We start from the raw sequence: 22818 nt of genomic DNA, 5'->3' as shown, positions 1-22818 counted from the left end.
GGAAGTCCCGTGACGGTTTCCGTGTTGCTGGCTGACGACCAGGACATGGTGCGCTCCAGCATGCGCATCATGATCGACGTCGAGGCCGACCTCAAGGTGGTCGGGGAAGCCTCCGACGGAGAGGCGGCCATCGGCATGGCTGCCCGGCTCCGTCCGGACGTCGTGGTCATGGATATCCGTATGCCCAGGATGGACGGAGTGGCGGCAACGCGGAGCATCAGGAGCGCGAGCAGCCCGCCGGCTGTTCTCGCGCTCACCACCTTCGATCTCGACGAGTACCTGTTCGGCACGCTACGAGCAGGCGCCGCGGGCTTCGTGCTCAAGCAGGACAGTGCCGCCACCCTGCTTGAGGGCATCCGAGCAGTCGCCCGGGGGGAAGGATTCGTCTCGCCCGGGCCGACCAGACGGCTGATCGAGCGAGTGTCCGTTCCGGAGGACACCCCCTACCAGCTACCGGCCGAAGTGACACGACGGGAGCGGGACGTCCTCGCTCTGCTCGGCCGCGCGATGAGCAACACGCAGATCGCGCACCGCCTGCACATCGAGGAGAGCACCGTCAAGTATCACGTCCAGAACCTGCTCACGAAGCTCGACGCCCGCACCCGGGTACAGGCGGCCCTCATCGCCAGTCGGGCCGGAATGGTGCCGGATTCCTCGGGCGACGGGCAGAGGTGAGCGTTGCGGCGGAGGCTGTCCGAAAGCGGCGTACCGGCCCGACCTGATCCGAGCGCTTTCGTCGGCATCGGGCCGGCCTCGCTCGGGCGGACGCCACCGACGTGGTCGGGCCGCCGGACTTGAGAGCCACCGTCAGGTGTGGTGGTTCCCGTCGGTCCCGAGTCCGCCATCGGCGGGCCGGCCATCGTCGGCGATGCCGGTGCACCAGTCATGACCGTCGCCTCGGACCGCCGTCCCGCTCACCGGACCGGGGCACGTGTCCCAGAGGGGCGCTCCGGGGCACGCGCCCCGAAGCGGCGCCGAATCCTTCATCGGTGCAGCGACATCACACGCCGGCCAAGGACACCGAGCTCCCGGTGAGACCGGTCGGCGGCTCGACAGGACCACGCCGTGTCGTCGAGGGGAGCGCGGGCGCCGGTTCGTGCCGATGCCGATCGCCTTGACGACGGCGTCGTTCCCTTCGCCGCGTAGCCTTTCCGGCGCCGGTTGTGCCTCGGTAGGGGCCTGCTCGGCGTGGTGGTCCAGACTCGCTTTCTGTGAGTGCAGGACGCCGTCGGAGCTGAAGTCCCAGACCCGCCGGTGCGTGTCGGGCACGGCGAAGGTTCATGGGCGCGATCGTCGCCGCGGCCGCCCTTCGGGTGGGGTTCGAGCAGTCGCCCGACAACCGTTCGATCTTGCCAGTCGTGGACGGCGAGCGCGGCGCGGTGCGCCATGCCCCTTCGATGCGGCGAACTCCTCACAGACGGCCCGGCCGCTCTGCATCGTGACCATCGCGGCGATGACCACGAAAGCGCGGAGGTTGCCGCCTTCACCACCAATGCCGCCCGTGTCGAACTGACTTGGCAGCCGTATGTGGTTACCACATAGGACACGCTGTTAGAAGGCTATTCAGGAAAAAATTCGAAGAATCTCGCGGCTTGCTGAACGTGAGACTGCGGGTTCGCGTACTTCTCGGTGAACGCAGGCGCCGCGTCCAGGAAATACTTCGGCCGGCTCAATGGTCGATACCACCCCCCTGATTCAGAGTGAGGCATCAGTATGTCCAGGGCTCTTCCGAAGTACCGCAAGCGTCGCGTAGCGTTGATCGGCGGTACTGCCGCAGTGGTGTTGTCCGGAGCGGTGATTGCCGGCTCCGCCATGGCCGGGCAGACGAACAAGCCGAACGGCGATTCCAATGGCGCGCAGAATTCCGCCGCGTCCACGGTGAACTGTCCGAACGTCGCGTCCCAGATCTCCGCTATTCCTGCCGCTGCGCAGGCCGAGGTCAACCGCAACCTTGAACTTCTGAACACCCAGATCGAGGATGCGAACAAGCGCCTCGCCAATGCGGCCGGTCAGGGCGGAGCCAACTTCGTCGAGAACGCCGTCCTCAGCCCGCTCAAGGACAAGCGCGTCGCGACCATCGACCGCATCGTCAAGGCCGCGGGGGACGGTGCAGCGAATCTACAGGTCGACGTCCTGGCTACGTGCACTCTCAACAACAACGGCGCGGGCAATGCCGGAGAAAACGGCAACGCGAATGGAAACGACGGCGACAACTGCGCCGCAAACGCTGGTGGTCAGGCCGGTAACGGCCAGGCGGGCAAGGGTCAGGCTGGTGACGGCCAGGCCGGTAACGGTCAGGCGGGCAACTGAGGTTCCCCCGAGATGCGGAGGAAGTTGACAGCGGGTCAGATGGGACTCATGAGAGGACCTGTGACCATGGCTGCACCCCGGAAATACTCGCTCGAGTTGCGTGAGCGTGCGGTACGGATGTACCGCACCACCGAGCCGAAGCCGCAGATCAAGAAGCTGGCCGTCGACCTCGGCGTGCACCCCGAGGCCCTGCGCGGCTGGATCCGCCAGGCCGAGGCGGACGCCGGCGAACGCGACGACCGTCTCACCACCGACGAACGCGCCGAGCTCGCGGCCCTGCGCAAGGAGAACGCCCAGCTCAAGCGGGCCAACGACGTCCTGCGGACGGCCTCGGCTTTTTTCGCGGCGCAACTCGACCCGACCCGGCCCAGGTGACGGCGCTCGTTGACGAGCATCCCCGCCTGGGAGTCGAGTGCGTCCTGCGGGAACTGCACATCCCCTCCTCCACCTACTACCGCTGGCGCCGCGCGGAGAAGGAACCGTGCGAACGGCGACGCCGCGACGTCGAACTGGCCGAGCGGATCAAGGAGATCCACGCGGAGTCCGGCGGCAATTACGGATCGCCGCGCGTGCACGCCGTCCTCAGACGCGAGGGCACACGCGTGGGCCGCAAGCGGGTCGAGCGCCTGATGCGCGAGGCCGACATCGCGGGGATCAGCCCGCGGCGGAAGGGCTTCACGCGCCGCGATCCCAAGGCCAGCCTCGCCCCGGACCTGGTCAACCGGGACTTCACCGCACCGGCGCCGAACCGGTTGTGGGTCACCGACCTCACGATGGTCTCCACCGGCGAGGGACCGTTGTGGCTCTCCGCGATCCGGGACGCATTCTCCCGGCGGGTGGTCGCGTGGGAGACCTCCGCCCGCGCGGACGCCGACCTGGTCCTGACCACGCTGGAGTACGCGCTCGCGTCCCGCGAGGTCGAGCCGGGCAAGCTCATCCACCACGCCGACCACGGCTGTCAGTACACGTCCATCAAGCTCACAACCCGGCTGATGCGGGCGGGAGTTGAGGCGTCCATGGGCTCCGTCGGGGACTCGTACGACAACGCCCTCGCGGAGAACCTCTGGATGCTCATCAAAACCGAGGGCCTCCGTGGCCGCACCTTCACCACGAGGGCCGAGGCGAATCTCGCGCTCTTCGAGTACATCGACGGCTTCTATAACTCCCGCCGCATCCAGGAACGGCTCGGCTTCCTCAGCCCGATCGAGTTCGAGGAGAAGTACTACGCCGAGCAGGCGACGGCCGAACCAACGAATCTGAACACCCGTCAACCCCTGCTGACCAGCTGATCAGCGGCTCCCGCATGACGGGGGAACCTCAAACGGCCAGGCCGGTAACGGTGAGGCCGGTAAGGGTCAGGCGGGTCACGGCCAGGCTGGTAACGGCCAGGCCGGCAACGGTCAGGCGGGCAACGATCAGGCCGGTAATGGCCAGGCTGGAAACGGTGAGGCTGGCAAGGGTCAGGCGGGCAAGGGTCAAGCTGGTAACGGTCAGGCCGGCAACGACGGGGCGGGCAAGGGCCAGGCCGGTAATGGTCAGGCGGGCAACGGTCAGGCCAGCAACGACGGGGCGGGCAAGGGCCAGGCCGGCAACGGTCAGGCGGGCAACGGTCAGGCCGGCAACGGCGGGGCGGGCAACGGCCAGGCCGGCAACGGTCAGGCGGGCAACGGCCAGGCCGGCAACGGCGGGGCGAACGCGGGTGACAACTGCGGAAACAACGTCGGCGGTAACGATCAGGCGGGCAACGCCGGCAACAACGGAGGCGGAAATCAAGCAGGCGGCCAGGCCGGGGCCGCGAACACGGTGAACTGTCCTGACATCGCGTCCAGGGTCTCCGCCGTGCCCGCCGCGGCGCAGGCCGAGGTCAACCGTAACCTCGGCCTCCTGAAGACCCAGATAGAGGATGCGAACAAGCGCCTCGCCAACGCGGCCGGTCAGGGCGGAGCCAACTTCGTCCAGAACGCCGTCCTCAACCCGCTCAAGGACAAGCGCGTCGCGACCATCGACCGCATCGTCAAGGCCATCGGTGGCACCGCCGCGAAGCAGCAGGTCGACGCTCTGGCCACCTGCACCGTGAACCGATAGTCGTCGGCGGACGGTACGTCACCGACGTGGCCGCTCGGGCACCAGCCCGAGCGGCCACGTCGCTGTTCTGCCCCTGAGTGAGCGTTGCCGTCCGCCCTGGCTGAAGTTGTCGTCGTGATGGAGTCAAGGCGAGGGCATGCAGTCAAGGAACTCGTTCCCCTCACTTTGGATGGGCTGTTCATCGCCCGCCCCAGCACTTGGTGCAGTTCTGCAGCGTGTGCAATGTTTCGACCCCGTCCAACCCATAGTTTTGCCTAGCCCCTTCGATCATGAATGGAGCTGGATGAAACGTGCGCACCTCCATGAAAGAGAATCGGCCGGTCATGGCTGCATTGAGCGACGGCTTGTTGGTCAGTCGTCAGCTCGAGGCGGCTGCGTTTACCGGTTCCACCGGTATCCCCTTGGATGCGAACATCGGGCACGGGTTCGATGTCCAGGCGATTTCGAAGAACGTCGGGAAGAAAAAACAGATCTCCCCGTGTGGTGCTCCATGGAACTGGATTACGCCTCAAGGACTGTGGGAGACGGCGAAGCCGTTGATTCCGAAGCACCAAGCGCGCAGTCAGGGCGGCGGCACAGCGAACACATGCGACGAAGCGCTGTTCGCGGCCATTCTCTACGTGTTGGTCAGTGGCTGTGCCTGGCGTTCGCTTCCGCCGTGCTTCGGAGTATCCAAGTCGACGGCCCACCGCCGTTTTCTGATGTGGACCAGGGCCAACCTGTGGCGACAGCTACATGTAGCGCTTCTGGGGAGGTGTGAGGAAGGGAATCTGATCGATTTCTCTCGAAGAATCCTGATCTCCGCCCACGCCCGGACCGAAAAGGGGGCGAACGTAGAGGTCCGGGAGGCATGGACAGATGCAGAGGAAATCCCAGGATGTGTGTCCTGCCGGACAAGGCCGGACTGCGCTTGGTCGTCGGTGTCTCAGCCACCAGCACATCCGTGATCCGTACACTCTGGTAAGAGAACGGTGGCTGAAGCTTGTACCTGGGCCGGTTGGACAGTGCTTCCACCACTGCGATCTCGGGAGCGCCGACGAGCCCATGACGCAGCAGCGGAACCCGGGGTATCGGCAGCGCAACGACAACAGCGCCCCGACGGGGTGCCGTAACGGAGTTCATATGCTCGGCACGGTGAGCGGTTCACCCGAAGCACCCCGCTCGCATCGTGCGACGGTGATCGCCCTTGCTGTCGTGGCAGCCGCGCTCGACCTGGGCGACCTCTACTGGTTCGGCGTGACGATGTACGGGCTGCCGGTCAGCGTCGTCGCCGGAACCTCGTTGGGTCTGTCCGTGATGTGGCGCCGTACGCGTCCGGTGGCGGCACTGGTCGTCGCCGGGTCGGGATACCTGGTTGCATGGGTCGTGGTCGTCTGCCTACCCGATGCGGGGCTGGTACCCACCATGGCCCAGGCCGCGGTGTGGGTGGTGGTGTTCAGCCAGATCGCCGAGGGCACCGCCCGTATGCGCCACAGCGCCCTCGCCCTGCTCGGTGTCTCTGTCGTACTGGACGCTCAGCAGCACATCCGGATGATGAACCAGAGCGACACCCCTCCCTTGATGGCGCTCTACAACGTCATGACGTTCACATTCGTTCCCCTCGCCCTCTGCGCTGTCGCCGACACCGTACGCGGCCGTGTCCAACTGGCCACCGCGCAGGCGGCGCAGGCCGAGCGGCTGCGCGAACTGGACGCACGCACCGCGGCGCACAACGAACGGCTGCGCCTCGCACGGGAGTTGCACGATGTCGTCGCCAACAGGCTGAGTGCGGTCGCCATGCGGATCACCGCCGCCGGTCATGTCCGAAGGCTGCCGGCGACATCCGAGAGCGATGTCCTCGACGAGATCGGAGAGGAGATCGACTCGGCCCTCGGCGAGCTGCGCAGCATGCTGGGCACGCTGCGCAGCGACGGGGGCGGCGCGGACACCGCGGCTCCCCCCTCGCTGGCGAACGTCGACGAACTGGCTGACAGCGCGCGCCGGGCCGGTGCCGAGGTGGAGATCGTCATCAAGGGAACCCCGGTGCCGCTGCCGAGCATGCTGGACCTGACGGCCTACCGCATCCTCCAGGAGGCCCTCGCCAACGTCAGCCGCCATGCCCGGCCACCCTGCGCGACCCTGACGGTCGACTACCGGACGGACGGTGTGTACCTCCGTGTCGATGACGAAGGCGGGCACGCGGGACCGGACGCGCTGCCGGGCCACGGCATCATCGGCATGCGCGAACGCGCGGCACTGTGCGGCGGCCGGGCCACGACGGGGGCTCGCCCGGACGGAGGCTGGACCGTCGAAGCAGCCCTGCCCCTGCCGCTCGGGTCGACCTGACACCCAACCATGGCCGGCCGAGCTCAAGGCCTCGATCGTGCCCGAGGCCGAATGGTTGCTCGCCCATCCCGGTGATGCGGTGACAACCATCGCCCTGTTCGGCCCGGATTCCGCGAGTCCACCCATGCCGGCAAGAGAGCCGAGCGGGAAGCCGAGACCCGCACCGCGCGTCGGACGAGATGCCTCGCCGTCGGTCTGTCGGTGTTCCTCGTCCTGACGCACGCCGCCGGTCTTGTCGCCTGGCAGCGCAATGAGGTCAGTCGGGAGGAATCCGCCAAGGCCACCGCTCCGCCTTGGCCCAGCCCATGCCGCTGCGGGCACGGTGTGGCAGCGGCCCCGGAACTCCTGACAAGGGCTCCGGTGGCTTCGGCTGTCAGGGAGTCCGAGGTGCCGGCGTGCACCGACGGTGGCGGCCCCTACCGAGGCAAGGGACGCGGCGAATCTCCGCTCCGAGTGCCGACGGCACTTGGGTGAGGGTGCCGATCACGTCCAAGGTGTAGTTCTCGGCCTCCGTGCTCCAGGCATTCGGCCTGGCGGTGTCGGCGATCTCTTCGGAGTACTGCTCCACCCTCGACCGGGCGTTGCGCGGCGTCATGCCCGTGCAACGAATCCCGGAGGGGAAAGATCGCCGACACCGTCCGGGACGCGCCGGATGCGAGTCAGCGGACGCGGGTCAGCCGGCCGCGTTGACGGAGTGGAACGGCTACGTACCCACCGCTGTGATCAGCCGCTGAGCGATGCCATCGTCCGGGACGACACCGCGATGGCCGCAGGCGGCCAGGCCAACGTCCTCGCTTTCCCTCTGATCCACCGCGCCCACGCCGACACGCCAGCTCCTGGACCAGGTCGCCACCCGCGTCAGAACCGGCCCAGGTAGTGCAAGCTGCCGTAGTGGTCGTCGGTCCACCACACGTCACCCGAGGAGATGGCCCGGACAATCCGGCGGGCGTCGCGACGGGGAACGGTACTGCTCCCCTGGCTGGTGTACACGGTCGTGTTGTACTCCTGGAAGGTCCCTGTGTAGCCGATGGCGGCCGACCCGGCGTGGCCGCCGTTCATGAAGCTCCGCAGCGCGCCGTCCCGGTCGAAGTACTGCCCTCCGGTGTAGATGTTTTCCTGCACCCCAGGGTGACCCGCCGGTCAGGTGGCCGACCGCCGGGCGGGAGCCGTCGGGGGCGAAGGTGAGAGCGCTCCGCAGAGGTGGGGACGTGTCACGGCCCAGCTCCGCTGCCCGCAGCGGCGTGCGTGCGCGCCGGATGAGATCCGGGTGGCGGCTGCCCTTGAATTTCTGAGCCTGGAAGCAGTGCTCCGAGGTCGGCCACCAGATCCCGTCGAGGTCGAAGCCGTGACCGGAGAAGTTCGGGAAGCATCCATGGGGGACTTCGTCGGCGCCGTAGAAGTAGATCGTCATGGGAGCCTCGCGCGTGTCACGGAAACCCGCACCGTGTCAGGCACGCCCCGCTCCCGCAATCAGTTATCGGCCGGTATGTGGCCACGGGTCGAGTCCGGCGGCCCGGGCCCTCAGTCGTCCTGCCGGGGCTTCCGCTCCAGCAGGGCGGCCCCGAGCGGGGTCAGGGTGTGCAGGACCGTGTTGGCGTGGCGGTGGCTGTTGATCAGGCCCGCGTCGCGCAGGACGGCGGTGTGGTGGCTGGCCGTCGTCGGGGTCACTCCGGCCCGGTGTGCGGCCTCGGTGGTGGTGCAGCCGGTCGCGCCGGCCCGCAGGATGGCGGCGCGGGTGGTGCCGAGCAGGGCGTTCAGGGAGGGTGAGTCGAGGGCACGCGTCGTCGCCGGCAGGTGGTGCAGGGGGTAGAGCAGCACGGGCGGGAGCCCCGGGTCGGCCAGGGCGATGGGCGCGTGCCAGCAGAAGTGGGAGGGGATCAGGAGCAGCCCTCGGCCGTCGAGGGAGACGTCGCGGTGGTCCGGGTACGGGGCGATCTCCAGGACCGGTGACCGCCAGCGGACGGTGGGGCCCAGCTGGTCGAGCATCCCCCCGGTCCCGGCGTGGAACAGCGTGTGCGCGTGCCGGGCTCGTTCGGCGTGGAGCCGTTGCTGGATGTGCTCCTCGTGCGGGGCGATCACGGCGTGGTGGTAGGCGCGCAGGGCGCACACGAGTTGTTCCCGCATGCCTCGCTCACCGAGCCGCCGGGTCCACGCGGGGGCGCCGACGGCCCGGTCGAGCAACTCGACCTCGCCCGCCACCCTCGTGTCAGGGGTCGCCAGGACGGCGTCCAGCCCGGCGTCCAGCCCCTGTGTGCCCTCCGGGGGCGTCAGGAAGTCGGGGAAGTAACCGGCGCGTGGGAACAGCGGCAGCAGGAAGCTTTTCACGGTCTGTTCGAGCCCGGCCCGGCGCAGCGCGACCCGCGCGTCACGGAACCAGGGGGCGTAGGCCCAGCGGCCTTCGCGTGTCTGGAGCCGGTGCAGGCTGACCGCGATCTCCCAGAGCGCGTGGGGCTCGGTCGCCACGCGCACCTTGGTGAGGTCCTCGGGTGTGAAGTGAAAGCGGAGCATCCTGTTCCCCATGGTCGCCTGTCTCCGACCTGCGTGTTTTCACTCCCCTCGCATGAGCATGACAGCGACGCATGGTGCGGGAAACATGAATTCCCGCCAGCCGTGCCCACCGGCACGATCCCGCAGCAGAAGGGACCGGGAATGTCCTCGCACCAGCAGGAGAACGACCGGAAGTCCAGCCGCCGCCCCCGCCGGGCCCGCCGGGGCATCGCCACGGCGGCCCTCGCCATCGTCACGGCCTCCCTCGGTCTCGTGGCCCCGAACCCCGCCAGTGCCGCACCGCTGGCCTTCAGCTGCGACACCGGAGATGTCTGCGTCTGGAACGCCACCGAGGGCACGGGCAGCCGCTGTTCGTGGAGCAACGCCGACCCGGACTGGTGGAGCGGTTCCACGCAGTGCTCGTGGTCCGACACCCAGAACGTCAGGTCCGGAATTAACCGCGGCACGTCGTCCGCGTACAGGGCGGTCGCCTTCTACTCCGGCGCCAACTACACCGGCACCCTTGTCGGCTGCCTTCGGCAGAACGGCGAACGGGACGGCCAGGCCAACGTCAGGGTGCGCTCGCACAAGTGGGTGGCCTCCGCCACCTGCTGATGCACGCGCGTCCGGGCCCGCTGGGGGCCGAACATGGCCGACGGCTTCGTTCGAGCTCCGGCGGGTCAGGGTTGCCGGAGTCGACGCGACTCATGCGGTCCGCCTCATGTGTCAGTCCTTCGAGCCCTGCGGCTCCCCGTGCCGGGCAGTCGCTGCGGCGGGTGGGTGCGGTGGGCCCGGACCGGACCCGCCGTGGTGGTATCGCGACGACGCGCTCGCCCCGTGCGGCAGTGATCGCCGTGGCAGCCGGGCTCGATCTGATCGCCCCCTCCCGGTACGGCATGACGATGTACGGGCCGACAGCCCACGTCGTTGCCGGGCCTCTGGGCATGTCCGTGGTGTGGCGCCGTGCGCGCCCGGGGGCGGCCCCTGGACGCCGCCACCACTCGACCACGCAGGCCCCACCGACCGGCGATCAAGCACGCCTTTCCAGGATGGCCAGGTGCCGCACTTCGAGATCGTGACAGCCGTCGCCGCACCCCCGCACCGGGTGTTCGAGGCATGCCTCGACGTGGAAGCACACACGCGGTCGATGGCCGATTCCTCGGAGCGGGCGGTCGGCGGCAGGACCCGAGGCGCACTCTCACTCGGCGACACGGTGACCTTCCAGGCCCGCCACTTCGGCCTGACCTGGCGGCTCACCGCCCGCATCACGGCGTACGACCCGCCGCGGTGCTTCGTGGACGAGCAGGATGCCGGCCCCTTCGAGCGATGGCATCACCGTCATCACGTCGAGCCGGACGGCACTGGCGGCACCGTGATGAGGGACGTCATCGACTTTGCCTCGCCGTTCGGACTCCTCGGACGTGTCGTCGATCGCACTGTCCTGAGCTGGTACATGCCCCGCCTCATCAGAACCCGCAACGCCTACCTCGCCGGCGCCTTGCGCTGAGCCCGGATCGACGATCACCACGACCGCAGGGGCGGTACAGGGTCCCGGCAGCCGCCACAAAGCCGGCCGAGCCGAGCCGAGCCGACCGGCCGCCCATCCAGTTGCTCGATGACGAGGGCAGGCACACGGGACCGGGCGCGCTGCCGGGCCACGGCCGAACGCGTCCGCATGAGCGCGTCCGCATGAAATTCCTCCGCGCCCCACGCGGCCGACGCGACTGATGACCGATGACCGGGACCGGGATCGGGACCGGGACCGAATTTTTCAGAGTGTCGTCGAGGGTCGCTGAAAAAAGCCTCTGACCTGGACGCTCGTGACCAGGACGACCGCGGCGCCCGCCGACGGCGCCCGCCCTTCCCTCCTCCAGGTTCTGGTCACCCATGCGTACCCACATCCTGCCGCCGCCCACCTCGGCTCCGGCGTCGCGTACGACGTGATCGAGCTCCTGTCCCCTCAGATTCCGGCGTGGAGCCGGACACCGAAGGAGCATGCATTGCCGCCCAAGTCAGTCAGGTGGGGGTTGCTCCCCGCCCTCGCAGGTGCGGTGGCCGTCTCGGTCGCCGTGCCGGGACCGGTCGCGCAGGCCGTCGCCCCCGAAGCCGCGTCGGTGGGGCAGCGCACGCAGACCGCCACCACCGTCACCCTCATCACGGGGGACCGGGTCACCCTGCGCCCCCGGCTCGGCAAGAAGGTTCCCGCCGTGTCCGTGCTGCCCGGCAAGGGCCGGCAGGACATGGGCTTCCGTGTCGTACGCGCCCTCCGAGCCGGGACACAGCACATCAGCGTGATCCCCCAGGACGCCGAACGCCCCCTGTCCAGCGGGAAGCTGGACGCGCGGCTGTTCGACGTCACCGAGTTGATCCGCATCGGCCGGGACGACGCGCGCTCGCGCTCACTGCCGTTGATCGTCATGGAACGGGCTGGCAAGGGTGCCTCCCGGTCCGCCCTCGCCGCACACGGAGCCGGCCTCGGCCGCACCCTGCGCGCCCTGAACGGCGGCACCCTCACCCAGCCCAAGAAGACCACCGGCGGTCTGTGGCAGTCACTGCTGGACGGACAGCTGTCCAGCCGTGTCAGCAAGCTCTGGCTGGACGGCAAGGCGAAGGTCCTGGACGACGAGAGCAACAAGGTCATCGGTGCCCCCACCGCCTGGAAGTCCGGCATCACCGGCAAGGACGTGCTGATCGCCGATCTTGACACCGGTATCGACGCCAACCACCCCGACTTCAAGGGACGCATCGCCGAATCGAAGGTCTTCGCCGGCACCAGCCTCAAGGACGGGTACGGGCACGGCACCCACACCGCCTCCACCATCGCCGGCACGGGCGCAGCGTCGAACGGCAAGTACGCGGGCGTCGCGCCGGGCGCCAGACTGCTCGTCGGCAAGGTCTGCGACGACGACGGCGCCTGCCCGGACAGCGCGATCATCGCCGGCATGGAGTGGGCCGCGGCCCGGCACGCGGTCGCCGTCAACATGAGCCTCGGCGACACCGTCACCGACGGCACCGACCCGGTGTCCACCGCCCTGAACCGGATCACCGCACAGACCGGCACCCTGTTCGTGGTGGCCGCCGGCAACGAGGCCGGGCCCAAGAGCAACGGAGTCGACGGCACTGTGGGAAGCCCCGGCAGCGCGGACGCCGCGCTCACCGTCGGCAGCACCACCAAGCGCGACACGCTCAGCTACTTCTCCAGCCAGGGGCCCCGGCTGGGCGACGCCGCCGTCAAGCCCGACCTGGTGGCACCCGGCTCGGACATCATCGGTGCCCGCGCCGACGGCACCAACATGGACACGCGCGTGCCCAACCCGCGCTACGAGCAGGCGTCCGGCACCTCCATGGCCACCCCGCACGTCACCGGCGCCGTCGCCCTGCTCGCCCAGGCCCACCCCACCTGGAAGGCCGCCGACTTCAAGCGGGTCCTGACCTCCTCGGCGCACGGCCTGAAGAACCTGACCGCCTTCCAGCAGGGCTCCGGCCGCCTCGACATCGTCCGCGCCCTGAAGCAGAAGGTGTACGCCACCTCCGGCGCCGCCAGCCTGGGCCTGTTCACCTGGCCGCACGCCGGCGCCACCGCCACCCGTCAGATCACCTACCGCAATGACGGCGACCAGCCGGTCACCCTGGAACTCGCCCTCGACGCCTACGGCCCGGGCGGCAAGCGGCCACCCACCGGCATGTTCTCCCTGGACGCCAACAGCGTGACCGTCCCCGCGCACGGCACCGCCACCGCGCACGTCACCGGCCGTACCACCAAGGCCCAAGTCGGCCGCTACGGCGGCGCGGTCCTCGCCACCGCCGGAGACACCACGGTGCGTACCGCGGTCGGGCTGTTCGCCGAACCGGAACGCCACACCCTGACCGTCACCGGCCTCAACCGTGAGGGGAAGCCGGCCGCGGGTGCGCCGCTGACGGTCTTCGGACCGCGCACCGGCATCCGGCAGGACATCCGGCTGGGGAGCGACGGCACGTTCCGGCTGCGTCTGCCGGAGGACGACTACGTCATCCTCGGCGTCGACGACAGCCTCGCCGGGTTCGACGGTTCCGGGAACCGTACCGGCACCCGGACCCTGCTCGCCGCCACCGGCATCCGCACCGACCAGGACCGTGACGTGACCCTCGACGGCCGCAGGGCAGGCAAGGTCTCGGCCCGCACCGACCGCCGCGACGCCACCGCGATCTCCACCTCGGCCACCCTCGCGCTGGCCGGGGCGAAGGAAATCGACAACTACTCACTCACCGCCGTCGTCGGCAGCAAGGCCACCCTGTACGCCATCCCCACCGCACAGGCCCCGGGCGTCACCTACGCCGCCTTCACCACCCTCACGGGCAAGGACGCGGGCGGCGCCTACCGCTACTCCCTGCGGCAGACCCACAAGGGCGGCATACCCGCCGACACCAACCCCGTCGTCCACGACCGTCAACTGGCCACCGTGCACGCCACGTACGCCTCCCAGGGCGGCAGGCGGGCCGTGGCCGTACGATCCGACCTGCCGTCGTCCACGTCGGATTTGATGCCGTTCGTCCCGACGCTGCGCACCGCACTGCCGAGCCGGGCGACCGAGTACTACTCGGTCGCCCCCGGACTGACCTGGACTCACTACCTGGACCTCTTCGGGACGACGGACAACGGGCCAGACGGCAGTCTCCCGGAACACGACGAGACCACGGCGGTCCGCCGCTACCGGGCCGGACACACCTACGGCATCGACTGGAACCGGGCACCCGTCGGCCCGGCCGTCCACAGCGCCACCCGCAAGGGCAACGACGTATCCCTGGACCTCGTGCCGTATGCCGCCCGAGGCACCGGGCAGCGCCTCGACCTCGCCGAGTCCGGGATGTCGCGCGAGGTCGTGCTGTCCTCCGGCGGACGGGTCCTCCACCGGGCCCACGACCTCCTGGACATCGGCTTCGCCGTCCCCAGCGCCGCGAAGCGCCGCTACACCCTGGCCGTCCGCACCACGCGCACGGCCGACTGGACGGCGCTCGGCACCCGCTCCACGGTGACCTGGGGCTTCACCTCGGCACGGCCCCACGGTTCGACGTCCACGGCACTGCCGCTGCTCACCGTACGGGCCGGGGGAGCCGTCGACCTCCGGAGCACCGCCCCCGCCGGCCGCGCCTTCCGCCTGCCACTCACGGTGCAGCGCCCCCCGAGTGCCGGACGGCCGGCGGTGACCCGGCTGGCCCTCCAGGTCTCCTACGACGACGGCCGCACCTGGAAGAGCGTCCACGTCACCCGCCGGGGCACCACCGGCAGCGCCCTGCTCCACCACCCGAGCCGCACCGGATACGCCTCCCTGCGGATCAGCGCGGCGGACAAGGCGGGCAACACGGTCACCCAGACCGTCCTGCGCGCCTACCGCATCGCCCCGGCCCACTGACCCGCGCGGCACGGTCCGAGGGGGAGCACCGGGTCTTGTCCGGTGCTCCCCCTCGACGGCGCGTACGTACCCGGAATACGTACTCCTACCGACGCGCCCCCGGCAGCCGTGCCGTTTCCTTGCGTTCGTGACCACAGCGGTGTGCTGCCGGGCACCGGCCCGCTCACCGGTTCGCGCGTCACATCAACAGGCCCCGCGACCAAGGCAGTCCCGCGGGGCCGTCCGACCTCATCCAGGGGGGAACCACATGCGCGTATCCAGCATCGCGGCCACCGTCGTCTCCGGCGCGGCCGTCCTCTCGACCCTCGTTCTTCCGGGCACCGCCCAGGCGGTGGGGCACTCCGGGGCGGCGAAGGACCTCGGAGCCCTCGCCTCGGAGCGCGCCCGGCCGCAGGACCCGATCGGCGGCACCACCTTCACGAAGGGGGTCGTCAACAAGGGCAAGGACGTCGTGCTCGGGGTCACGGGCAAGAAGGCCGTTCCCGTCACCTTCACCGCGTTCGACGAGGAGGGCCTGGCTCTCACCCAGGCCTTCCTGTGGCAGGGCACCGACCCTTCGGACACGGACACCATCACCGGCGCCCTGGGGTCGGACGACGACCCCGCCTGCACCGAGACGACGGTCCAGGGCGGCTACCGCTACAGCTGCAGCACGGTCTTCACCATCGACCCGGCCGTCGACTTCAAGGACGGCAACGGCACCGCCGGGACCTGGAAGCTCTTCCTGGGCGCCTACGACCTCTACGCGAACGTCAGCGTCGACGACGACGTCGCCCACGGCAGGATCAAGCGGGCGGCTAAACTGACCACGGACGCCTCCCCGGAGCCCGTGACGGCGGGCAGGAACATCAAGGTCACCGGCAAGCTGAGCCGCGCCAACTGGGCCACGGGCAAGAACGCCGGATACGCGGACCAGCCGGTGCAGCTGCAGTTCCGCAAGCGGGGCACCAGCACCTACACCACCCTCAAGACGGTCAGGACCGGCAGCGGCGGCACCCTGAGCACCACCACCCGGGCCCGCTCCGACGGCTACTTCCGCTTCGTCTTCGCCGGCACCACCACGACCGGCTCCGCGACCGCCTCCGGCGACTACGTCGACGTCAGGTGACCGGCCCGGCGTCCCCGAACCGGCCCCCGGCGCGGCGGCGGGCCATCAGCGCCGCCAGGGCCGTACGGGAGGAGACCCCGGTCTTGCGGAAGGTCCGGGAGACATGGGTCTCGACGGTGCGCCGGCTGACGAACAGCCGGTCCGCGATGGCCTGACTGGTGAGCCCCTGCGCCACCAGTTCGGCTATCTCCAGCTCCCGGGCGGTCAGGGCGGCCAGCCGTTCGGTGCGTTCGGCGCGGTCCGCGGAGCCGAACGGCGCCTGCGGGCCGCCGCCGGGCGGCCGGGTGGCGTCGGCGAGGCCGACCAGCATGCCGCTGCCGCCCGCCTCGGCGAGCCGGCGCCCCCGGAGCCAGGCGTGCGTGGCGGCCCGGTCGCGGCCCGCCGCCGCCTCCAGCGGGGCGCCGAGCAACAGGGACTGGGCCTCCCAGAAGACCGCGCCGCAGCGGGCGCTCTCCGCCGCGGCCTCCGCGCACAGGTCCGCCGCAGCCGCGGTGTCCCCCTGCGCCAGCGGCAGATGGGCGGCGCTGCGCAGCGCGGACGCCCGCTGCATCGGCAGCCCCAGTTGTTCCGCCTCCTTCCGGGCCCGCTCGGCCCAGCCACGGGCCTCCTCCGGCATCCCCGTCAACAGGGCGGCCGTGACGAGGATCTCCAGGTAGAGCGGCCGCATCGAGGGCTGGATCCGCTGCAGTTCGGGGCCGCCCGCCTGCAGCATCGCGTCCCGGGCCCGCACCGGATCGCCGGCCATGAGCGCGGCCCAGCCGAAGATGCACCAGGCCGTGGAGGCCCACCAGTCGACCCCGCCGCCGGCCGCGGCCACCGCCTCCTCGGCGACGGCCAGGGGGCGCGGATCGCCCGGCGGGCACCCGGCGACGAGCGCCGCGGCCCTGCTGGCCAGGACGAACGCGAGCAACTGGTCGCTGCCGATCCCGCGCGCGATGTCCTCGGCCCGGTCGGCGAGTTCCAGCGCTGAGGGGATCCGGCAGGTCTGGACCCGGACATGGGACAGGCACAGCAGCAGATGGGGCACGACATAGAGCTGACCGCTGCGGCGGGCGATGTCGAGGCCGCGCTCGGCGTGCCGCTCCGCGTCCGGATAGTGCTCCAGGAACGCCTCCGCCCAGCCGAGCCGGGCCAGCGGCTCGCACAGCGCGGTGAGGTCGTTGTCCGGCAGGGAGTCGACCAGGGCGGCGGCCTGCCGGGCGAGCCGGTGCGCCGCCGTCATGTTGCCCTCGTACGCCTCTCCCAGGGCGGCGACGGCGAGGACGCCCGCCTCCCCGACCTCGTCCCCCGTGGACCGGGCCGCCGCGAGGGCCGCCTCGACCTCGGTGCGGACCCGGGCGTAGGAGGTCTCGCTGTCCAGGGGCGCGGCCGAGCCGAGCTCCAGGCCGAGCCGTACGACGTGGGCCGGGGCCGGGTCGCGGGCCAGTTCGCGGCGCAGCACCGCGACGGCCTCGGTGGAGCGCCCCAGATGACGCTCCACCACCGCGCACAGGACGACCGCGCGCACGCGGAGGCTCTGGTCCTCGCCGGCCGTCGGCCCCTCGGGTGACCGCCGTGGGGTGGCGATCAGTTCCTGGAGGAGGTCGCGGCTCTCGCGCAGGCCACCGCACGCCGCCAGCGCACGGGCCCGCCTCAGCGTCAACTCCCGTCGCCGGAGCGCATGGTGGGGGGTGTGCGGGAGGTGGCGGAGGGCCACGTCGAGCCAGTGGGCGCAGCTCGCCGGGGCCGTCCGGGCCGTCTGCGCGGCGGCCTCGTCCAGTACGGCCACCGCCTCCGGGTCCCAGGCGGTCAGCGACCGTTCCACGTGATGGGCGCGCTCGGCGGCCGAGGCGCCGACGCGGGCCAGCTCCTGCGCGGCGAGCCGGTGGATCTCGGCGCGCCGCAGGAAGGGCGTGCTCTCGTGGACGAGGGTGCGCACGACCGGATGCCGCAGGGTCAGCAGGCCCTGTGAGGTGGTGCGCAGCAGGTCGCGGCGGGTGAGCGCGTGGACGTCGTCGGCGAACGCGGTACCGGGCCGGCCCGTCACCCGGCTCACCATCGCGGGGGTGGCGTGCTCGCCCAGGACCGCGACGGCCTCGACGATGCCGCGCCGGGCGGGGGCGAGCACGGTCAGCTCGTCCAGCAGCAGGGTGCCGAGCCCCGGCGGCGGCGAGGACTCGGGCGTCGTACCGTCCCTGCGGGCCTGGAGGAGGGTGAGGAAGTAGAACGGGTTGCCCTCGCTCGCGGCGTGCAGCGCGGCCGTCTCGGCGGGCGGCAGGCCGGGACCGGCCAGTTCGGCGCAGTCGCCCGCGCTCAGCGGTCGCAGGCCGAGCCGGACGACCGTGCCGGTGTCGACCCCCCGGGTGAGTCCGGCGGCGAGGGACTCGGGCCCCTGCCGGTCACGGCGGGTCACGGCCACGACGACGGGGGCGTGCGGGGGATGGCGTACGAGGTGGTCCAGCAGTTCCAGGGACGCCGGGTCCGCCCAGTGCAGGTCGTCCAGGGCCAGCAGCAGTCCGGACGGGGCGGCGAGCCGGGCGAGCAGGTCGGCCGTGGACCGGTGCAGTCCGAAACGGTCGACCGCGCCGCTCCGCCCGAGGAGGAGCGCCGCCGCGTCGGTCTCCCGGAGGCCCTCCGGGGCGTGCGGGCCGAGGTGGGCGAGCGCGTCGGTGAACACCTGGAAGGGCACCCGTCGTTCGTACTCCGTCGCCCTGCCGCGCAGGACCGTCATACCGCGCCGGTGCGCCCGTGCGCAGACCTCGCCGAGCAGCCGGCTCTTGCCGATCCCTGCCTCGCCGGTGATGTCGACGAGCCGGGACCGTGCGCCGTCGCGGGACTCCTCGCCGCTCGCCGTGCCGCGCGCGCCCGCTGCCGCGCGGTCGAGCAGCGCGTCGAACCGGGCGAGTTCGGAGGAGCGGCCCAGCAAGGGAGTTCCGCTCCCGTCCGCCCCAACTGCCGCGTCCGCTCTCACAGTTGCCCCCTCTTCTTCACATCCCCCTCACGCGTCATTCTCTCCTGCCGATCACCGTGACCGCCGCGCGGGATGACCGGAACGGACAGATGTCACAGGGCGAGCGGCCTCCCCGGCCCCGGACGGACGGTGCGCCCTCGGGGGCCTCTCTCGGCGAGAGGACGTCGTACGGGTTCTCCTCTGAAGGGGACGGCTCCTTGGGGTGAAGGGCGGTCGCGGGCCGCCTTGACGACCTCCCCTCGCTCCGGGAACCTGCAGGCGGAGGAGACATGCCGCAGCGTCGGCATGGTAGGTCGAGGACATCTGGAGCACGTGATGGCGCATGGGGATCCCGTGGGGGCCGGCCCTGCCCGGGACGGTGCCATCCTGCGGCTCGGCTTCCTTCCGCCGGAGGAGCGCGTCCCCGGTTTCGAGATCATCGATCTCGCCACCCTGCACGAGCGCCGCCGACGGCAGGGCCGGCGGACCGACCTGGTGCACCGGGTCGACTTCCACACCCTCACCCTCGTCACCCGGGGCAGCGGCGAGCACGCGATCGACTTCGTCACCCATCCGTGCCGCCCCGGCACGCTGCTGTGGGTGCGGCCCGGTCAGGTCCAGAGCTTCGTCCGGCCGGGCACGACCGAGGGCATCCATCTGCTGTTCACACCGGCCTTCCCGCCGCACACCAGCAGCGCGGACCGGATGGTCGACGAGTGGTACGGGCCCTCGTGCCTGCAGTTGGGCGCGAGCCCCGCCTACGCGGTGCTGTCCACGCTGATGGGGCAGATCCGGGCCGAGTACGACCGGCCGGAGCAGACCGTGTCCGCGGAGATCCTCCAACTCCTGCTGGCGACGGTGCTGTTGCAGATCGACCGGCTTCCCCATCCCGAGGGCGGCGGCGACCCGCACGCCGGCGGAGAGGTCTACGCCCGGTTCCGGGCCGAACTGGAACGCTCCCACGCCACCACCCGGCGCGCGGCCGACTACGCCCACCGCCTCGGCTACACCGTCAAGACCCTCACCCGCGCCTGCACCGCCGCGACCGGCCGGCCCGTCAAGCACGTCATCGACGACCGCGTGGCACTGGAGGCGCGGCGGCTGCTCGCCCACACCGACGAACCGGTGGCCAGGATCGCCCGTCGCCTCGGCTTCCCCGAACCCACCAACTTCGGCAAGTTCTTCACCCGGCACACCGGCGTCACCCCCGGCGCCTTCCGGCAGACGTATCGGAACCGGACCGGGGCGTAGGAGAGGCGGAGGCCGTCGCCCGGGTGGCCGGGTGAGAAGGACTCGTCGAACCCCTGGTTCCAGGCGTACGCGCGCGTGGGCCCGACGGACAGGCCGTCGGGCCCACGCGCGGTGCGGCGGGTCAGTCGTCGGACGGCTCGTCCCAGGTGACCGACAACTCGTTGCGCTGGCCGAAGCGTTCGAGGTGGCTGCCGACGACCTCCCTGATGCTGGAGAGCGCGGACGCGTCGGGCGCGGTCACCCGGATCAGGAGGTGGTCCGCGGCGGGCTGGAGAAGGACGTCGGTCTGCTGGAAGGTGAGGCGGTGACCGCCGTCGGGGGTCGCCTCACTGGGAATCTTCCGGCCGAAGTGCGAGGCGAGCTGCTTGGCGTAGCGGGGGGCGGCGTCGGTGGTGGCGCGACCGAGGGAGGTGGGCATGGGGGACTCCTGGGTGCGGGCGAAGGGGCGGCCGGTGTGGTGGACGCGGCTCCGCCGCACCGATCCGCCTGTTCTTGATACTTCAAACAGTGGTGCCGACCCTAGTCCTCCCTGATTCAAATTTGAAGCAATGGAGATGTTGCGTGGCTCACACCCCTGTGCCGCCCCGCGTCGGCCCCACGCGCCGGACAGCGGCAGACTGCCCCAACGACCCTCCACTGCGCAGTGCTGGACGACTGCCAGGAAGCCGCCCCGGCCATGGCATGTGCGATCGGGGGAGCCGCCGGGCGGCCGGTTCCCGCGCACCCGGCCACGGGCGCGCAGGTCACCGCCCAGTAGAGTGCGCCTTCGTCATCACCCGAGAGCCGCCCCCGATCCGCCGAGGTACCCCGCAGTGACCCCCGCACGACCAGGACCGCCCCACGCCGTCACCGTCGTCGGGCTCGGCGCCGACGGCTGGCAGGGCCTGCCCGACTCCTCCCGGGCCGCCCTGCGCGAGGCCGAGGTCCTCATCGGCGGCCCCCGCCAGCTCGACCTGCTCCCCCCGGAGTGCGCGGGGACACGGATCACCTGGCCCTCCCCCCTGCGGCCCGCGGTCCCCGCCCTGCTGGCCGCGCACGCCGGCCGCCGGACCGCCGTACTGGCCAGCGGCGACCCCATGTTCTACGGCATCGGCCGCGCCCTCGCCGAGGAGGCCGGGGACCGGCTGCGCGTCCTGCCGCACCCCTCGTCCGTCTCCTACGCCGCCGCCCGCCTCGGCTGGCCGCTGGAGGACATCGAGGTGGTCACACTCGTCGGCCGCCCCGCCACCCGGCTGGCCGCCGCCCTGCACGACCGCCGACGCCTCCTCGTGCTCAGCGCGGACGCCGGCACCCCCGCGGAGGTCGCCGCCCTGCTCCGGGACCGGGGCTTCGGACCGAGCCGGATGCGCGTCCTGGAACAGCTCGGCGGCGAGAAGGAGCGGACGGGTGACGCCGTCACCGCCGACGACTGGGAGCCCGCGCACCCGCCCGGCGACCCCCTCAACATCGTCGCCGTCGAGTGCCTGCGGGCCCCGGACGCCCTCCGCCTCGGCGCCGGGCCCGGCCTTCCCGACGAGGCGTACGAGCACGACGGCCAGCTCACCAAGCGCTATGTGCGCGCCGCCACGCTGGCCGCCCTCGCCCCGGCACCCGGCGAACTCCTCTGGGACGTCGGCGGCGGATCCGGCTCGATCGCGATCGAGTGGATGCGTACGCACCCCTCCTGCCGGGCGGTCACCGTCGAACGCGACCCCGTGCGCGCCGCACGCATCGTCCGCAACGCCGAGCGGCTCGGTGTCCCCGGTCTGCGGGTCGTCACCGGGGCCGCACCCGCCGCCCTGGCCGAACTGCCGCCGCCGGACGCCGTGTTCATCGGCGGCGGGCTCACCGCGCCCGGCCTGCTCGACGCCTGCCGACAGGCCCTGCCGGTGGGCGGACGGCTGGTCGCCAACACCGTGACCCTGGAGTCCGAGGCCGTCCTCGCCGCCGCCCACCGCCGCCACGGCGGGGAACTGGTACGGCTCGCGGTGGCGCACGCCGTGCCCGTGGGCGGCTTCACCGGGTGGCGGCAGGCGATGCCGGTGACCCAGTGGGCCGTACGCAGGACCAGCCTCGACACCGCCGACACCGCCGACACCGCTTCGGGAGAAGACAGATGACCGTGTACTTCATCGGCGCCGGCCCCGGTGCCGCCGACCTGATCACGGTCCGTGGCGCCCGTACGCTCGCCGCCTGCGGGGTCTGCCTGTACGCGGGCAGCCTCGTTCCGCGCGAGCTGCTGGCCGAATGCCCGCCCGGCGCACGGCTGGTGGACACCGCCCAGCTCGATCTGGACCAAATCACCGCCGAGTTGGTGCGCGCGCACGAGGAGGGGCACGACGTGGCCCGGCTGCACTCCGGGGACCCGTCCGTGTTCAGCGCGGTCGCCGAGCAGATGCGGCGGCTGGACGCGGCCGGCGTGCCGTACGAAGTGGTGCCCGGGGTGCCCGCGTTCGCCGCGGCGGCGGCCGCGCTGAAGCGGGAGCTGACCGTGCCGACGGTCGGCCAGACCGTGATCCTCACGCGCGTCGCCCAGCAGGCCACGCCCATGCCGGACGGCGAGGACCTCGCCACCCTCGGGCGCAGCGGGGCGCTCATCGTGCTGCACCTGGCCGTCCGTTACGTGGACCGTGTCGTCGAGGAACTCCTCCCGCACTACGGCGCGGACTGCCCGGCCGCGGTCGTCGCGTACGCCTCGCGGCCCGAGGAGCTGGTTCTCCGGGGGACGTTGGAGGAGATCGCCGGGCAGGTGAAGGCGGCGGGTGTGCTGCGTACGGCTGTGATCATGGTCGGCCGGACGTTGGGTGCGCGGCAGTTCCGGGACAGCCACCTGTACTCGCCCGAACGGGACCGGCACGAGTGCTGAGGGCTGGGTGCGTGGTCGGGTGCGGGTGAGTGGGGGCTGGTCGCGCAGTTCCCCGCGCCCCTGAAAAGCAGGGGCTGCGCCCCGTGCT

At 71.2% G+C, this 22818-nt stretch carries 18 protein-coding genes and 1 pseudogene; 14 read left to right on the top strand and 5 right to left on the bottom strand.

The features are described from left to right. Positions 1–9: 9 nt before the first annotated feature. The 4 genes from SCAB_RS04750 (at position 10) to SCAB_RS04735 (ending at position 3599) form a co-directional block, all read left to right on the top strand. Positions 10–675, top strand: coding sequence for a response regulator (locus tag SCAB_RS04750; RefSeq protein WP_012998911.1), 666 nt, complete (start codon positions 10–12; stop codon positions 673–675). Positions 676–1713: 1038 nt separating this feature from the next. Further along, the gene (locus SCAB_RS04745; protein WP_049875649.1) at positions 1714–2310 is read left to right on the top strand and encodes a hypothetical protein; all 597 of its coding nucleotides are present in this window, start codon (positions 1714–1716) and stop codon (positions 2308–2310) included. A gap of 66 nt (positions 2311–2376) precedes the next feature. Beyond that, a complete protein-coding gene (locus SCAB_RS04740) occupies positions 2377–2685 on the top strand; it encodes a transposase (RefSeq protein WP_041668893.1) in 309 nt (102 codons plus the stop codon). Then, positions 2682–3599 carry an IS3 family transposase gene (locus tag SCAB_RS04735; RefSeq protein WP_012998059.1) on the top strand — a complete coding sequence of 306 codons (918 nt, stop codon included), beginning with the start codon at positions 2682–2684 and terminating at the stop codon, positions 3597–3599. Before SCAB_RS04740 ends, SCAB_RS04735 begins: the two co-directional genes overlap by 4 nt. Positions 3600–3627: 28 nt before the next feature. Here the strand turns inward: SCAB_RS04735 and SCAB_RS04730 are convergent, their stop codons facing one another. After that, a complete protein-coding gene (locus SCAB_RS04730) occupies positions 3628–4083 on the bottom strand; it encodes a hypothetical protein (protein WP_041668892.1) in 456 nt (151 codons plus the stop codon). Positions 4084–4149: 66 nt separating this feature from the next. Here SCAB_RS04730 and SCAB_RS04725 point away from each other — a divergent pair, with 66 nt between their 5' ends. The 3 genes and pseudogenes from SCAB_RS04725 (at position 4150) to SCAB_RS43615 (ending at position 6720) form a co-directional block, all read left to right on the top strand. Further along, positions 4150–4395 (top strand): hypothetical protein, encoded by a 246-nt coding sequence (locus tag SCAB_RS04725; RefSeq protein ID WP_148274175.1) that lies wholly within the window; start codon positions 4150–4152, stop codon positions 4393–4395. 470 nt (positions 4396–4865) lie between these two features. Continuing rightward, positions 4866–5335: pseudogene (locus SCAB_RS44455) on the top strand (transposase); the annotation flags it as partial. A gap of 236 nt (positions 5336–5571) precedes the next feature. Continuing rightward, the gene (locus SCAB_RS43615; protein ID WP_158512222.1) at positions 5572–6720 is read left to right on the top strand and encodes a sensor histidine kinase; all 1149 of its coding nucleotides are present in this window, start codon (positions 5572–5574) and stop codon (positions 6718–6720) included. Positions 6721–7578: 858 nt separating this feature from the next. Here SCAB_RS43615 and SCAB_RS47255 read toward each other — a convergent pair. After that, positions 7579–7842 carry a hypothetical protein gene (locus SCAB_RS47255; protein ID WP_037726836.1) on the bottom strand — a complete coding sequence of 88 codons (264 nt, stop codon included), beginning with the start codon at positions 7840–7842 and terminating at the stop codon, positions 7579–7581. Between the two features lie 399 nt (positions 7843–8241). Beyond that, entirely contained in the window at positions 8242–9228 is a 987-nt protein-coding gene (locus tag SCAB_RS04710) for an ArsR/SmtB family transcription factor (protein ID WP_037726834.1), read from the bottom strand. A gap of 141 nt (positions 9229–9369) precedes the next feature. On the opposite strand from SCAB_RS04710, the gene SCAB_RS04705 reads away from it, so the two are divergent. The 4 genes from SCAB_RS04705 (at position 9370) to SCAB_RS04690 (ending at position 15705) form a co-directional block, all read left to right on the top strand. After that, positions 9370–9822: a peptidase inhibitor family I36 protein gene (locus SCAB_RS04705; protein WP_012998906.1), complete on the top strand. Its 453-nt coding sequence runs from the start codon at positions 9370–9372 to the stop codon at positions 9820–9822. Between the two features lie 442 nt (positions 9823–10264). Next, on the top strand, positions 10265–10714 hold the full coding sequence (locus SCAB_RS04700) for an SRPBCC family protein (protein WP_012998905.1): 450 nt from the start codon (positions 10265–10267) through the stop codon (positions 10712–10714). A gap of 313 nt (positions 10715–11027) precedes the next feature. Beyond that, a complete protein-coding gene (locus SCAB_RS04695; RefSeq protein WP_012998904.1) occupies positions 11028–14597 on the top strand; it encodes a S8 family serine peptidase in 3570 nt (1189 codons plus the stop codon). 247 nt (positions 14598–14844) lie between these two features. Beyond that, positions 14845–15705 carry a hypothetical protein gene (locus SCAB_RS04690; protein ID WP_012998903.1) on the top strand — a complete coding sequence of 287 codons (861 nt, stop codon included), beginning with the start codon at positions 14845–14847 and terminating at the stop codon, positions 15703–15705. Here the strand turns inward: SCAB_RS04690 and SCAB_RS04685 are convergent. After that, the gene (locus tag SCAB_RS04685; RefSeq protein ID WP_012998902.1) at positions 15698–18610 is read right to left on the bottom strand and encodes a helix-turn-helix transcriptional regulator; all 2913 of its coding nucleotides are present in this window, start codon (positions 18608–18610) and stop codon (positions 15698–15700) included. The genes SCAB_RS04690 and SCAB_RS04685 overlap by 8 nt on opposite strands. A gap of 360 nt (positions 18611–18970) precedes the next feature. On the opposite strand from SCAB_RS04685, the gene SCAB_RS04680 reads away from it, so the two are divergent. Then, on the top strand, positions 18971–19885 hold the full coding sequence (locus SCAB_RS04680; RefSeq protein WP_037726829.1) for an AraC family transcriptional regulator: 915 nt from the start codon (positions 18971–18973) through the stop codon (positions 19883–19885). Positions 19886–20006: 121 nt separating this feature from the next. Here the strand turns inward: SCAB_RS04680 and SCAB_RS04675 are convergent, their stop codons facing one another. Next, complete coding sequence (locus SCAB_RS04675) at positions 20007–20303, bottom strand: DUF2218 domain-containing protein (protein WP_037726827.1); 297 nt, start codon at positions 20301–20303, stop codon at positions 20007–20009. A 394-nt stretch (positions 20304–20697) separates the two neighbouring features. On the opposite strand from SCAB_RS04675, the gene SCAB_RS04670 reads away from it, so the two are divergent. Then, positions 20698–21984 carry a bifunctional cobalt-precorrin-7 (C(5))-methyltransferase/cobalt-precorrin-6B (C(15))-methyltransferase gene (locus tag SCAB_RS04670; protein ID WP_012998899.1) on the top strand — a complete coding sequence of 429 codons (1287 nt, stop codon included), beginning with the start codon at positions 20698–20700 and terminating at the stop codon, positions 21982–21984. Next, positions 21981–22730, top strand: a complete 750-nt coding sequence (gene cobM / locus SCAB_RS04665; protein ID WP_012998898.1) for a precorrin-4 C(11)-methyltransferase — start codon at positions 21981–21983, stop codon at positions 22728–22730. Before SCAB_RS04670 ends, cobM begins: the two co-directional genes overlap by 4 nt. Positions 22731–22818 lie beyond the last annotated feature (88 nt).

The organism is Streptomyces scabiei 87.22 (assembly GCF_000091305.1).
Classification (GTDB): domain Bacteria; phylum Actinomycetota; class Actinomycetes; order Streptomycetales; family Streptomycetaceae; genus Streptomyces; species Streptomyces scabiei.
This window is presented reverse-complemented; position numbering and strand designations above follow the sequence as displayed.

Bases quoted from the DNA above. Each gene is read 5' to 3' on its own strand.
- SCAB_RS04680 (WP_037726829.1), top strand. From the start codon at position 18,971: ATGGCGCATGGGGATCCCGTGGGGGCCGGCCCTGCCCGGGACGGTGCC.
- SCAB_RS04705 (WP_012998906.1), top strand. From the start codon at position 9,370: ATGTCCTCGCACCAGCAGGAGAACGACCGGAAGTCCAGCCGCCGCCCC.
- SCAB_RS04675 (WP_037726827.1), bottom strand. From the start codon at position 20,303: ATGCCCACCTCCCTCGGTCGCGCCACCACCGACGCCGCCCCCCGCTAC.
- SCAB_RS04690 (WP_012998903.1), top strand. From the start codon at position 14,845: ATGCGCGTATCCAGCATCGCGGCCACCGTCGTCTCCGGCGCGGCCGTC.
- cobM (WP_012998898.1), top strand. From the start codon at position 21,981: ATGACCGTGTACTTCATCGGCGCCGGCCCCGGTGCCGCCGACCTGATC.
- SCAB_RS04740 (WP_041668893.1), top strand. From the start codon at position 2,377: ATGGCTGCACCCCGGAAATACTCGCTCGAGTTGCGTGAGCGTGCGGTA.
- SCAB_RS04710 (WP_037726834.1), bottom strand. From the start codon at position 9,228: ATGCTCCGCTTTCACTTCACACCCGAGGACCTCACCAAGGTGCGCGTG.
- SCAB_RS04745 (WP_049875649.1), top strand. From the start codon at position 1,714: ATGTCCAGGGCTCTTCCGAAGTACCGCAAGCGTCGCGTAGCGTTGATC.